The sequence below is a fragment of the Streptomyces sp. NPDC054866 genome, assembly GCF_053610745.1.
Window position 1 is genome coordinate 1,169,099 of the sequence record NZ_JBSGZA010000002.1, and the last position, 12,489, is coordinate 1,181,587.

Consider the following 12,489-nt stretch of genomic DNA (forward strand, 5'->3'; position numbering starts at 1 on the left):
TGATGCTGTGCTGCTGGGACAAGTGTCGCGCGGCCCACTGACAGTGGGCCGCGCGGAGAAACTAGACGGTCACCGGAGCCTGCGGCTCCGCCTCCTCATCGGACCCCCGGCCCGCGAGCCGCTCGCGCCAGGCCGCGAGGACCTGGGCGTCGGTCGGCTTCGTGGCGAGGGAGACGACGACATACACGCCGAGGGAGATCAACAGGCCGTAGTAGATGGGCTCGTTGGCGAGGATCCCGTACCCCCACATGAGCCCGATGACGGAGAGCCCTCCGGCGGCGACGGCCGCGAGCGCCCCCTCGGCGGTGCCGCGCTTCCACAGCAGCCCGCCGAGGATCGGCACGAGAAGACCGGCGACGAGCAGGTTGTAGGCGACGGTGAGCGCCTGGACGACGTCGTTGAGGGCGATGGCGATGCAGACGACGGCGATGCCCATGATCAGGATGAAGAGGCGGTTGCCCTTCACCTCGTCGTGCGGCTCGTCGTCCGCGCCGTCGGCCTTCACGACTCCTCGCAGCCGCGACCAGATGTCGTTGTTGGCGACGGTCGCGCAGGCGATGAGCGCTCCGGAGGACGTGGACATCACGGCGGCGAGCGCCGCGGCGAGCACCAATCCCCGTACGCCCATGGGCAGTTCGTCCTTGACGATGGTCGCGAAGGCCGCGTCCGCGCTCGGCAGCTTGGGGTACATGACCTTGGCGGCCGTGCCGATGACGGCGCCCGCGATCGCGTAGACCAGGCAGTACGTACCGGCGACGGTGCCGCCGTAGCGGGCGACCTTGTCGCTGCGCGCGGTGAAGACGCGCTGCCAGATGTCCTGCCCGATGAGCATGCCGAACGTATAGATCAGGACGTACGTGAAGATCGTCTCGCCGCCGATGCCCAGCGGGTCGAAGTACTCCGTGGGCAGCTTGGCCTTCATCTCGCTGAAGCCGCCGGCCTTGACGACCGCGATGGGCAGCAGCAGGAGCAGCACGCCGATGGTCTTCACCACGAACTGCACCATGTCGGTGAGCGTGATGGACCACATGCCGCCGAGCGTCGAGTAGGCGACGACGATGGAACCGCCGAGGATGATCGCGATCGTGCGGTTCATGTCGAACAGGACGTCGAAGATCGTGGCGTACGCGATGGTCGACGTGACCGCGAGCATGAGGGTGTACGCCCACATGACGACTCCGGAGATGACGCCCGCGCGCCCGCCGTAGCGGAGGTCGAGCATCTCGGAGACGGTGTAGACCTTCAGCCGGGCGATGCGCGCCGAGAAGAAGACGCTCAGCGCGAGCAGGCCGAGGCCGATCGTGAAGACCATCCAGGCGCCGGAGAGCCCGTACTGGTAGCCGAGGCCGACGCCACCGATGGTGGACGCGCCGCCGAGGACGATGGCCGCCATGGTCCCGGAGTACATCCACGGTCCGAGGCGGCGTCCGGCGACGAGGAACTCGCTCTTGGACTTGGCGCGGCGCATGCCCCACCAGCCCATGGCGAGCATGCCGACGAGATAGACGACGATCACTGTGTAGTCGACGGCCATAGGGCCCTCCTTCGCGCACCTCGGTGGCGTGTCGTGCAGATGGGGGTGATGCCAATTGGGGGGTGGCTACCAGCCGCGGGGACATCCGCCCGTACCCGCGGCCTGGGGTCGGCACGACCTTAGGTGGCCGGAAAGCAACGCTGAAGTGTACGTTTCATCCACTCGCCGTGATCGATATGGATGGAACATCCACCGTGCCGGACCCCACCGCCCCGTCAGCCCCTCCCCCGACGCCTCCCGTCCCCTTGACCGCGGTCCTCGCCCGGGACGATCTGGGCCTGCGCCAGATCGCGGGCCCCGACGCCGGGGAGAGCGGGGCGGCCGTCCAGTGGGTGCACACCTCGGAGATGGCGGACCCGTACCCGTATCTCCTGGGCGGCGAGCTGCTGTTGACGGCAGGCGTGCACATCACGGATCCCGGTGGCGCGGGGGTCTATCTGGACGACTACGTGGCGCGGATCGTCGAGGCGGGCGGCGCGGCCCTCGGCTTCGGCGTCGCGCCCGTGCACGACACGGTGCCGCGCGCCCTGGTGACGGCCTGCGACCACTACGGGCTTCCGCTCCTGGAGGTGCCGCCGCGCACGACGTTCAGCGGGGTCGCCCGCGCGGTGTGGCAGCTGGTTGCGGAGGCCAGACACGCCGAGCTGCGCCGCGTGACGGAGGCGCAGCAGGGCCTCGCCACGGCCGCCGCGCGCCCGGACCCGGTGCCCGCGGTGCTTCGCCAGCTCGCGGCGCGCCTCGGCGGCTGGGCGGCGCTCTACGCTCCGGACGGCGCGGTGCTCCACACGGCGGGGACGGCGCCGGTGGCCGGCGCGCGGCAGGCGGTGCGTGACCTCTCCGAAGTCGTACGTCCCTCGGGGCGCCCCGGCCCCGCTCCCGCCTCCGCCACCGACTCCGTGGGCGGGACCCACCTCGCGGCGTACGCGCTGGGCGGCGGGCAGGGGTTCGCGCTGGGGGTCGCCGCCGAGCAGCGCGAACCGGGGGATCACACCATCACCGGGGTGGCCGTCGTGCTGCTCTCCCTCCTCACCGGGAAGCACCAGGGCGCCGCCGACGCCGTGCGGTCGGCGGCGCTCGTGCGGCTGCTGCTCGGCTCGGCTGCGGGCGATGTCGCGCCTCTCCTGGGGGCCGACGAGTGGACCGTGGTGCACGCGCGCGGGGACGCCGGAAACGACCCGGTGGCCCACTCCGTCGCCGCCTCCGCGCTCGCCGCCGCGCTGGGCAGCGGCCTGGTCGACGCGGACGCGGGGCAGGACCTCGTACGGCTGCTCCTCCCCGCCGACCGCGAGCTCACCGGGCAGCCGGGCTGGACCATCGGCGCCTCCGCACCCGCCGCCACCGGGGACCTGCCCGCCGCCGACGCCCAGGCGGACCGCGCCCTGCGCCGTGCCGAGGCCACCCGCGCGCCGCTCGTCCGGCACCGCGAGGCGGGCATCGCCGCTCTGGTGGCGCCCGCGGAGGCCGCGGCCCACGCGCGCGTGCTGCTCGCCCCGCTCGGCGGCAGCGAGGCGCTCACGGAGACCTTGCGCACCTGGCTCTCCCTGCACGGCAGTTGGGACCGCACGGCGACGGCGCTGGGGGTGCACCGCAACACGGTCAGACAGCGCATCACCCGCTGCGGGACGCTCCTGGGGGCGGACCTGGACGACCCGGACGTACGGATGGAGCTGTGGTTCGCGCTGGGCAGGAGGTGACCCGGGGTTCGACGGCAGAGGGGCGCACCTCACAGGTCCAGGGTTCGGGACTGCCCGTCACCGCTCGGTCGCCGACGGCAGAATAGGACCCATGCCGATACCCAGCCGTGCCGCGCTTGTCGATCACCTCGTACGCTCCCGCATCGCGGGCGATGTCGCCACGCCCCGCGAGAACAACCTCAGCCACTACAGGAAGCTCGCGAACGGCGACCGCCACTACTGGCTCGGCCTGGAGCTCGGCGACCGCTGGACCGACGAGCAGGACGTCCTCGCGGTGATGGCCGAGCGGTGCGGCGTGATCGACGACGCCGAGTTCCGGCACGGACAGGACACCATCGACCCCGAGCTGACGGTCGACGCCCTGGAGCGGATGGCGGCGCGCCTCCGTAAGGCCGCGGCCGGCAAGGAGAGGGTCCTTTTCGCCACCGGACACCCCGGAGGCCTGCTCGACGTGCACCGCGCGACGGCGGCCGCCCTGCGCGCGGCGGGCTGCGAGATCGTCGTCATCCCGGAGGGCCTCACCGCCGACGAGGGCATGGTCTTCCAGTTCGCGGACGTGGCGATGCTGGAGCGCGGCGCGACGCTGTGGCACACGCACTCCCCCGAGCCGATGAACGCGATCCTGGACGGCCTGGAGCGCGAGGGACGCCCGCAGCCCGACCTGGTCGTCGCCGACCACGGCTGGGCGGGGCGTGCGGGCCAGCGCGGCATCGACTCCGTCGGGTACGCGGACTGCAACGACCCCGCGCTGTTCATCGGCGAGGCCGAGGGCACCGTGCAGGTGACGGTCCCGCTGGACGACCACGTCACGAGCCCGCGCTTCTACGACCCGCTGACGGCCTACCTGCTGGACGCGGCGGGGCTGACCCCCGAGTCCTGAGCGGGGCCCGGCGTCGGGTCCAGGTACACCCGTCTGACGGCCGGGAACCGCTCCTGAATACGGTGCGCCATCCGGTCGCAGGCCCGCTCGATGTCCCCGGCCGTGGACATGTCCCGGAAGTCGACCTTGGCGGCGACGAGGGCCTCCTTGGGCCCTTGGAGGAGCGTGGTCAGCTCCAGTACGTCCACGACGTGCGGGTCGGCGAGCAGTTCGGCCCGCACCGCGGCCCGCATCTCCGCGGGCAGCGGACGCCCGATGAGCAGCTCCGAGTTGGCGTGCCCGAGGACCCAGGCGACGTACACAAGAAGGACGCCGATGCACAGCGAGGCGGCACCGTCCCACGCCCCGGAGCCGGTGAGCTGCCCGCCGAGCAGCCCGGCCGCGGCGAGCACCAGGCCGATGAGCGCCGCCGAGTCCTCCATCACGACGGCCTTCACCGCGGTGTCGGGGGTGTGCCTCAGGTAGCGCTTGATGTGCACCCCGAAGCGGTCCGCCTCGCCGCTCGCCTGCTTGAGCCCCGTCCGCAGTGAGTAGCCCTCCAGGAGGAAGGCGATTCCCAGGACGATGTACGAGACGAGCGGGTCGCCGGGGTCCTCGCCGTGCGTGAGGGTGTGGATGCCGTCGTAGACCGCGAACACGCCGCCGCCCACGAAGGTGGCGACGGAGGCGAGGAGCGCCCAGATGTAACGGGCCCCTCCGTAGCCGAGCGGATGCTCCTCGTCGGCGGGCCGCTCGCTGCTCCTGAGGGAGACGAGCAGCATCAGTTCGGTGACCGTGTCGGCCACCGAGTGCGCCGCTTCGGAGAGCATCGCGCTCGACCCGCTGATGAGGCCGGCGACGGCCTTGGCGGCGGCGATCCCGAGGTTGGCGACGGCGGCGACGATGACGGTGAAGGTGCTCTCGCCACCGCCTTCTGACGGTTGCTCACTCATGTATCGGACGGTATGTCCGATCAGCGAGGAACGCGAACGACGCCTTCCTGGATGACCGTCACCGCGAGCCGCCCGTCCTGCGTCCAGATCCGCGCCTGGCCGAGGCCGCGTCCGCCGGACGCCGACGGCGATTCCTGGTCGTACAGGAGCCATTCGTCCGCCCTGAAGGGGCGGTGGAACCACATCGCGTGGTCGAGCGAGGCACCGACGACGTCACCGACCGCCCAGCCGCCGCGGCCGTGCGCGAGCAGCACCGAGTCGAGCAGCGTCATGTCGGAGACGTACGTGGCGAGGCAGACGTGCAGCAAGGACGCGTCGACACCGCTGTCGAGCTTGCCGTTCGTGCGGAACCACACCTGGGAGCGCGGCTCGCGCGGCTGCCCGACCGTGGCCCAGGGCGGCGCGTCCACGTAGCGCAGGTCGACGGCCGCGCGGGCCTCGATCAGGCGCTCGGCGACGTGCGGCGGCAGATGACGCGGCAGCATCTCGGCGGCGGTGGGCAGCGTCTCCGGGTCCGGGGCCGACGGCATCCCCGTCTGGTGCTCCAAGCCCTCCTCGTACGTCTGGAAGGACGCGGAGAGGTGGAATATGGGCTGCCCGTGCTGGACGGCGACGACCCGGCGCGTGGTGAAGGAACGGCCGTCGCGGATCCGGTCGACGGTGTAGACGATCGGCGCGCCCGGGTCCCCGGCGCGCAGGAAGTACGCGTGCAGGGAGTGGGCGGGCCGATCGGCGGGGACCGTGCGTCCCGCCGCCACGAGCGCCTGGGCGGCCACCTGGCCGCCGAAGACGCGCGGGACGAGCGCCGAGCGGCTCACGCCCCGGAATATGTCCTCCTCGATCTGCTCCAGGTCGAGCAGATCGAGGAGGGACTCAAGTGCCTGGTTCATGAATGCAGTTCTACAGGGCGGTCTTCAGAGGGCAGTCTCTTCAGGCTTCTCTACAGGCCCATGTTCTTGGCGATGATCATCTTCATGACCTCGCTGGTGCCGCCGTAGATGCGGTTGACGCGGTTGTCCGCGTACAGGCGGGCGATGGGGTACTCGTTCATGAAGCCGTAGCCGCCGTGCAGCTGGAGGCACTTGTCGATGACGCGGTGCGCGACCTCGGTGTTGAACAGCTTCGCGGACGCGGCCTCGGCGGCGGTCAGCTCGCCCGCGTCCAGGGCCTCCAGGGCGCGGTCGGCGACGGCCTCGGCGGCGTCCACCTCGGCCTGGCAGGCGGCGAGCTCGAACTTGGTGTTCTGGAAGGAGGCGACCGTCTTGCCGAAGACGGTGCGGTCCTGCACGTACTCCTTGGCGAACCGGACGGCGGCTTTGGCCTGCGCGTACGCGCCGTAGGCGATGCCCCAGCGCTCGGAGGGGAGGTTGCTTCCGAGGTAGTAGAAGCCCTTGTTCTCCTCGCCGAGGAGGTCCTCGACGGGGACCTTGACGTCGACGAAGGCGAGCTCGGCGGTGTCGGAGGTCTTCAGGCCGAGCTTGTCGAGCTTGCGGCCGATGGAGTAGCCCTCGGACTTGGTGTCCACGGCGAAGAGGGAGATGCCGAAGCGGCGGTCCTCGGCGGTGGGCGCGGACGTACGCGCGCAGACGATCACGCGGTCGGCGTGCACGCCGCCGGTGATGAAGGTCTTGGAGCCGTTGAGGACGTAGTGCGTGCCGTCCTCGGAGAGCTTGGCGGTGGTCTTCATGCCCGCGAGGTCGGAGCCGGTGCCCGGCTCGGTCATCGCCAGGGCCCACATCTCCTCGGCGGAGACGAACTTCTCCAGGTACCGCTTCTTCTGCTCGTCGGTGCCGAGCGCCTTGATGTACGGCAGGGCAAGCAGGACGTGCACGCCGGAGCCGCCGAAGGTGACGCCCGCGCGGGCCGTCTCCTCGTACTGGATGGCCTCGAACTTGTGCGACTCGATGCCCGCGCCGCCGAACTCCTCGGGGACGCTGATGCCGAAGAGACCGAGCTCGGCGAGCTTGTAGTAGAACTCGCGCGGCACCTGACCCGCGGCGAACCACTCCTCGTGGACCGGGACGACCTCGGCCTCGATGAAGGCGCGCAGGGTCTCCCGGAACGCCTCGTGGTCCTCATTGAAAACGGTACGGCGCACGGAAAACTCCCTCTGCTACGACGGCCCCAGCGGCTCACTGTGGTCCAAGCCCGGACTAAGCGCTTGCTCAGACAAACGTTACCCGCCGGTCACCGGACCGTCCAGAGAGAAGTCCTGTCGCTCCCGTCACGCCACCGCCGCCGCGAACGCCCCGCGCGCGAGGCCGTGCAGCAGCTCCGCCATGGCGCTGCGGCTGGGCAGCGCGTCGCGCCGGCTCAGGTGCGGCGTGGAGTTGAGCAGCCCGAAGACCGCGTGGACGGCGACGCGGGCCGCGTTCTCGGCGAGGTCCGGATAGACCTTGCGCACCACGTCGACCCAGATCTCCACGTACTGCCGCTGGAGCTGGCGCACCAGCTTGCGGTCGGTGTCCCGCAGCCGGTCGAGCTCGCGGTCGTGCAGGGTGATCAGGGAGCGGTCGTCGAGGGCGAAGTCGATGTGCCCCTCGATGAGCGCGTCGAGCACCTGCTGCGGCGACCCGTCCGCCTCGGCCACACACCGCTTGCCGCCGGTCAGGAGCTGCCCGCTGATGCCGACGAGCAGCTCGGCGAGCATCGCGTCCTTGCCCGCGAAGTGGCGGTAGAGGCCGGGCCCGCTGATACCGACGGCGGCTCCTATCTCGTCCACTCCGACTCCGTGGAAGCCGCGCTCGGCGAAGAGCCGGGCGGCTTCCCTGAGGATCTGCTCGCGACGGGTGGGGGCGTCGGTTCTGGTGGCCATGGAATCAATTCTAGACAGGGCGGTTAGCGGTCGTTAACCTGATGGAAATGCGTTAACGCTCATTAACCGAGCAAGGGGGCTCGACTGATGCTGCAGGCACCAGTGCTGGCGAGCGCGGCTGATCCCGCGTCCGAAGCATGGCGGACGAACGAGGCGGCGCACACCGCCCTCGTCGACGACCTGCGGGCCAAGCTCGCGGCGGCCAGGCTCGGCGGCGGCGAGCGGGCCCGTGCCCGCCATGTCGCGCGCGGCAAGCTGCTGCCCCGCGACCGCGTGGACGCCCTGCTCGACCCCGGCTCGCCCTTCCTGGAGCTGGCACCGCTCGCGGCCGACGGTCTGTACGGCGGGGACGCCCCGGCCGCCGGAGTCATCGCCGGCATCGGCCGGGTCTCCGGGCGCACCTGCGTGATCGTCGCGAACGACGCCACCGTCAAGGGCGGGACGTACTACCCCATGACGGTGAAGAAGCATCTGCGCGCCCAGGAGGTCGCGCTGGAGAACCGCCTCCCCTGTCTGTATCTCGTGGACTCCGGGGGCGCCTTCCTGCCCATGCAGGACGACGTCTTCCCGGACCGCGAGCACTTCGGGCGGATCTTCTACAACCAGGCGCGGATGTCCGGCGCCGGTGTCCCGCAGATCGCGGCCGTGCTCGGCTCGTGCACGGCCGGCGGGGCGTACGTCCCCGCGATGAGCGACGAGGCGGTGATCGTCCGCAATCAGGGGACGATCTTCCTCGGCGGCCCGCCCCTGGTGAAGGCGGCGACCGGCGAGGTCGTGACGGCCGAGGAGCTGGGCGGCGGCGAGGTCCACTCCCGGGTCTCCGGGGTCACGGACCACCTCGCGGAGGACGACGCGCACGCGCTGCGGATCGTGCGGACGATCGTCTCCACGCTCCCCGAGCGCGGCGAACTCCCCTGGTCGGTCCGGACGGTCGAGGAGCCCAAGGTCGACCCCCTCGGGCTGTACGGAGCGGTGCCGACGGACTCCCGCACCCCGTACGACGTCCGCGAGGTCATCGCGCGTGTGGTCGACGGCTCGCGCTTCGCCGAGTTCAAGGCGGAGTACGGCCAGACGCTCGTGACGGGCTTCGCCCACCTGCACGGCCACCCGGTCGGCATCATCGCGAACAACGGCATCCTGTTCTCCGAGTCCGCCCAGAAGGGCGCCCACTTCATCGAGCTGTGCGACCAGCGCGGCATCCCCCTCGTCTTCCTGCAGAACATCTCCGGCTTCATGGTCGGCCGGGACTACGAGGCGGGCGGCATCGCCAAGCACGGCGCCAAGATGGTGACGGCGGTGGCCTGCACGCGCGTGCCGAAGCTGACGGTGGTGATCGGCGGTTCGTACGGCGCGGGGAACTACTCGATGTGCGGCCGTGCCTACTCCCCCCGCTTCCTGTGGATGTGGCCGAACGCCAAGATCTCCGTGATGGGCGGCGAGCAGGCCGCCTCGGTCCTCGCGACCGTCAAGCGCGACCAGTTGGAGGCGCGCGGCGAGGAGTGGTCGGCGCAGGACGAGGAGGCCTTCAAGGACCCGGTCCGCGCCCAGTACGAACAGCAGGGCAACGCCTATTACGCCACGGCCCGGCTGTGGGACGACGGCGTGATCGACCCCATGGAGACCCGGCAGGTCCTCGGCCTCGCCCTGACCGCGTGTGCCGAGGCTCCGCTGGGCGAGCCCGGCTTCGGCGTCTTCCGGATGTGAGGGCGGCCATGACTGATTCCAGGAGAGGGACGATGTTCGACACGGTGCTGGTCGCCAACAGGGGTGAGATCGCGGTCCGCGTCATCCGCACCCTGCGGGCGCTCGGCGTGCGCTCGGTCGCCGTGTTCAGCGACGCGGACGCGGACGCCCGGCATGTGCGGGAGGCGGACACGGCCGTACGGCTCGGTCCGGCGCCCGCAGCCGAGAGCTATCTGTCGGCCGAGCGGCTCCTTGACGCGGCGGCCCGCAGCGGCGCCCAGGCGGTCCACCCGGGGTACGGCTTCCTCGCGGAGAACGCGCAGTTCGCGCAGGCCTGCGCGGACGCCGGCCTCGTCTTCATCGGGCCGCCCGCCTCGGCGATCGACCTGATGGGCGACAAGATCCGCGCCAAGGAGACGGTCAAGGCGGCCGGGGTCCCGGTGGTCCCCGGCTCCTCTGGCAGCGGCCTGACGGATGCCCAACTGGCCGACGCCGCACGGGAGATCGGCATGCCAGTGCTGCTCAAGCCGTCGGCGGGCGGCGGCGGCAAGGGCATGCGGCTCGTGCGGGACGCCTCCCTGCTGGCGGACGAGATCGCCGCCGCGCGGCGCGAGGCGCGGTCCTCCTTCGGTGACGACACGCTGCTGGTGGAGCGGTGGATCGACCGCCCCCGGCACATCGAGATCCAGGTCCTCGCGGACGGCCATGGGAACGTGATCCACCTCGGCGAGCGCGAGTGCTCGCTCCAGCGCCGCCACCAGAAGATCATCGAAGAGGCCCCCAGTGTCCTGCTCGACGAGGCCACGCGCGCGTCGATGGGTGAGGCGGCGGTCCAGGCCGCGCGCTCCTGCGGGTATGCGGGCGCGGGCACGGTGGAGTTCATCGTGCCGGGCAAGGACCCGGCGTCGTACTACTTCATGGAGATGAACACCCGGCTCCAGGTGGAGCACCCGGTGACGGAGCTCATCACCGGCATCGACCTGGTGGAGTGGCAGCTGCGGGTCGCCGCCGGCGAGGAACTCCCGTACGGGCAGCAGGACATCACGCTCACGGGCCACGCGATCGAGGCCCGCGTCTGCGCCGAAGACCCTTCCCGCGGCTTCCTGCCGTCCGGCGGGACCGTCCTCGCGCTGCGCGAGCCGCAGGGCGACGGCGTGCGGACCGACTCGGGTCTGAGCGAGGGCACGGAGGTCGGGAGTCTGTACGACCCGATGCTGTCGAAGGTCATCGCGTACGGCCCCGACCGCCCGACCGCCCTGCGCAAGCTGCGGGCCGCCCTGGCGGAGACGGTCACCCTGGGGGTGCCGACCAACGCGGGCTTCCTGCGGCGCCTCCTCGCCCATCCGGCGGTCGTGTCCGGCGAGTTGGACACGGGCCTCGTGGAGCGCGAGGCGGACGGTCTCGTCCCCGAAGGGGTGCCCGACGAGGTGTACGAAGCCGCGGCAGCGATCCGCGCCGCCGCCCTCGAACCCACCGGTGACGGCTGGCGCGACCCGTTCTCGGAGCCGAAGGGCTGGCGCATCGGCGGCACCCCGGCCCCGCTGACGCACCACCTCCGCGTGCCCGGACACGAGCCCGTGGCGCACATCGCGGGCGAGGGCCCGCGCACCGTGGAGCCCGGCCGCGTCACGGTCCACGTGGACGGCCTCACCCACACCTTCCACCGCGCCGCCGGCTGGCTCGGCCGGGACGGCGACGCCTGGCACGTCCAGGACCACGACCCCGTGGAGGCGAGCCTCACCGGCGCCGCCCACAGCGGGGCCGACGCCCTCACCGCCCCCATGCCCGGCACCGTCACGGTCGTCAAGGTCAGCACGGGCGATCAAGTGACCGCGGGCCAGAGCCTCCTCGTGGTGGAGGCCATGAAGATGGAGCACGTCATCTCCGCCCCGCACGCGGGCACCGTCAGCGAGCTCGACGTCGCACCGGGCACGACCGTCGCCATGGACCAGATCCTGGCCGTGGTGATCCCCGACGAGGCCCCGCAGGAGGAGAAATGACGCTCCCCATGGCCGTCCCCGCCCAGGGCCTCCCGCCCCGCGTCCGCATCTATGAGGTGGGCGCACGGGACGGCCTGCAGAACGAGAAAACGGTCATCCCCACGGACGTCAAGGCGGAGTTCGTCCGCCGCCTCGCCGCCGCGGGCCTCACGACCGTCGAGGCGACCAGCTTCGTGCACCCCAAGTGGGTGCCCCAACTGGCTGATTCCGAGCAGCTGTTCCCGCTCGTGCGGGACCTCGCGCAGGACGGCGGGGTGAAGCTCCCCGTCCTGGTGCCGAACGACCGGGGCCTCGACCGCGCCCTGGCCCTCGGCGCCAACAGCATCGCCGTCTTCGTCAGCGCCACGGAGTCCTTCGCCAAGGCCAACCTCAACCGCACGATGGCCGAGGCACTGGCCATGTCGGAGCCGGTCGTGGCGCGCGCACGCGAGCAGAAGGCACAGGTGCGGGGCTATCTCTCCATGTGCTTCGGCGACCCGTGGGAGGGCCCGGTGCCCATCGCCCAGGTCGTGCGCACCGCGAAGGCCCTCCTGGACATGGGCTGCGAGGAGCTGAGCCTCGGCGACACCATCGGCGTGGCCACACCGGGCCATGTCCTCGCCCTGCTCGCCGAGTTGAACGAGCAGGGTGTGCCGACGGACCGCATCGGCGTGCACTTCCACGACACGTACGGCCAGGCGCTCTCCAACACCCTCGCCGCCCTCCAGCACGGAGTCAGCACGGTCGACGCGTCGGCGGGCGGCCTCGGCGGCTGTCCGTACGCGAAGAGCGCCACCGGCAATCTCGCCACCGAAGACCTCGTATGGATGCTCGACGGCCTCGGCATCGAGACCGGCGTCGATCTCGGCCGGCTCACCGCCACCAGCCTGTGGATGGCCGAACAACTGGGCCGACCCAGCCCGTCCCGCACCGTCCGTGCCCTGACAGGCACCTCCCACCAGGAGCAGTGAA

General features: G+C 71.4%; 10 protein-coding genes. 5 read left to right on the forward strand and 5 right to left on the reverse strand.

Annotated features, from left to right (window positions below):
* Window positions 1-61 precede the first annotated feature (61 nt).
* Window positions 62-1,534, reverse strand: a complete 1,473-nt coding sequence (locus tag ACWGI2_RS13915) for a sodium:solute symporter (protein ID WP_453695436.1) — start codon at window positions 1,532-1,534, stop codon at window positions 62-64.
* 176 nt (window positions 1,535-1,710) lie between these two features.
* Here ACWGI2_RS13915 and ACWGI2_RS13920 point away from each other — a divergent pair, with 176 nt between their 5' ends.
* Together ACWGI2_RS13920 and ACWGI2_RS13925 are read left to right on the forward strand one after the other, a co-directional pair.
* A complete protein-coding gene (locus ACWGI2_RS13920) occupies window positions 1,711-3,228 on the forward strand; it encodes a PucR family transcriptional regulator (RefSeq protein ID WP_453695437.1) in 1,518 nt (505 codons plus the stop codon).
* A gap of 91 nt (window positions 3,229-3,319) precedes the next feature.
* Window positions 3,320-4,108, forward strand: coding sequence for a phosphatase (locus ACWGI2_RS13925; protein ID WP_453395644.1), 789 nt, complete (start codon window positions 3,320-3,322; stop codon window positions 4,106-4,108).
* On the opposite strand, the gene ACWGI2_RS13930 is transcribed toward ACWGI2_RS13925, so the two are convergent.
* The 4 genes from ACWGI2_RS13930 to ACWGI2_RS13945 form a co-directional block, all read right to left on the reverse strand.
* Window positions 4,069-5,040: a cation diffusion facilitator family transporter gene (locus tag ACWGI2_RS13930; protein WP_453695439.1), complete on the reverse strand. Its 972-nt coding sequence runs from the start codon at window positions 5,038-5,040 to the stop codon at window positions 4,069-4,071. The genes ACWGI2_RS13925 and ACWGI2_RS13930 overlap by 40 nt on opposite strands.
* Window positions 5,041-5,060: 20 nt before the next feature.
* The gene (locus tag ACWGI2_RS13935) at window positions 5,061-5,930 is read right to left on the reverse strand and encodes an acyl-CoA thioesterase (protein ID WP_453695441.1); all 870 of its coding nucleotides are present in this window, start codon (window positions 5,928-5,930) and stop codon (window positions 5,061-5,063) included.
* Window positions 5,931-5,980: 50 nt separating this feature from the next.
* Window positions 5,981-7,138 carry an acyl-CoA dehydrogenase family protein gene (locus ACWGI2_RS13940; RefSeq protein ID WP_160505158.1) on the reverse strand — a complete coding sequence of 386 codons (1,158 nt, stop codon included), beginning with the start codon at window positions 7,136-7,138 and terminating at the stop codon, window positions 5,981-5,983.
* A 126-nt stretch (window positions 7,139-7,264) separates the two neighbouring features.
* On the reverse strand, window positions 7,265-7,855 hold the full coding sequence (locus tag ACWGI2_RS13945) for an SACE_7040 family transcriptional regulator (protein ID WP_453695443.1): 591 nt from the start codon (window positions 7,853-7,855) through the stop codon (window positions 7,265-7,267).
* Window positions 7,856-7,942: 87 nt separating this feature from the next.
* Between ACWGI2_RS13945 and ACWGI2_RS13950 the strand changes: the two genes are divergently transcribed.
* From ACWGI2_RS13950 to ACWGI2_RS13960, 3 genes are read left to right on the forward strand one after another with little or no spacing between them, the layout of a single operon-like run.
* Window positions 7,943-9,559 (forward strand): carboxyl transferase domain-containing protein, encoded by a 1,617-nt coding sequence (locus tag ACWGI2_RS13950; protein ID WP_453695444.1) that lies wholly within the window; start codon window positions 7,943-7,945, stop codon window positions 9,557-9,559.
* A 32-nt stretch (window positions 9,560-9,591) separates the two neighbouring features.
* The gene (locus tag ACWGI2_RS13955) at window positions 9,592-11,538 is read left to right on the forward strand and encodes an ATP-binding protein (RefSeq protein ID WP_453695446.1); all 1,947 of its coding nucleotides are present in this window, start codon (window positions 9,592-9,594) and stop codon (window positions 11,536-11,538) included.
* Entirely contained in the window at window positions 11,535-12,488 is a 954-nt protein-coding gene (locus tag ACWGI2_RS13960) for a hydroxymethylglutaryl-CoA lyase (protein ID WP_453695448.1), read from the forward strand. The genes ACWGI2_RS13955 and ACWGI2_RS13960 overlap by 4 nt, the downstream gene beginning before the upstream one ends.
* Window position 12,489: the final 1 nt, after the last annotated feature.

Coding starts and splice junctions, on each gene's coding strand:
- ACWGI2_RS13930 (WP_453695439.1), bottom strand. CDS start 5,040: ATGAGTGAGCAACCGTCAGAAGGCGGTGGCGAGAGCACCTTCACCGTC.
- ACWGI2_RS13915 (WP_453695436.1), bottom strand. CDS start 1,534: ATGGCCGTCGACTACACAGTGATCGTCGTCTATCTCGTCGGCATGCTC.
- ACWGI2_RS13920 (WP_453695437.1), top strand. CDS start 1,711: ATGGATGGAACATCCACCGTGCCGGACCCCACCGCCCCGTCAGCCCCT.
- ACWGI2_RS13935 (WP_453695441.1), bottom strand. CDS start 5,930: ATGAACCAGGCACTTGAGTCCCTCCTCGATCTGCTCGACCTGGAGCAG.
- ACWGI2_RS13925 (WP_453395644.1), top strand. CDS start 3,320: ATGCCGATACCCAGCCGTGCCGCGCTTGTCGATCACCTCGTACGCTCC.
- ACWGI2_RS13945 (WP_453695443.1), bottom strand. CDS start 7,855: ATGGCCACCAGAACCGACGCCCCCACCCGTCGCGAGCAGATCCTCAGG.
- ACWGI2_RS13960 (WP_453695448.1), top strand. CDS start 11,535: ATGACGCTCCCCATGGCCGTCCCCGCCCAGGGCCTCCCGCCCCGCGTC.
- ACWGI2_RS13950 (WP_453695444.1), top strand. CDS start 7,943: ATGCTGCAGGCACCAGTGCTGGCGAGCGCGGCTGATCCCGCGTCCGAA.
- ACWGI2_RS13955 (WP_453695446.1), top strand. CDS start 9,592: ATGTTCGACACGGTGCTGGTCGCCAACAGGGGTGAGATCGCGGTCCGC.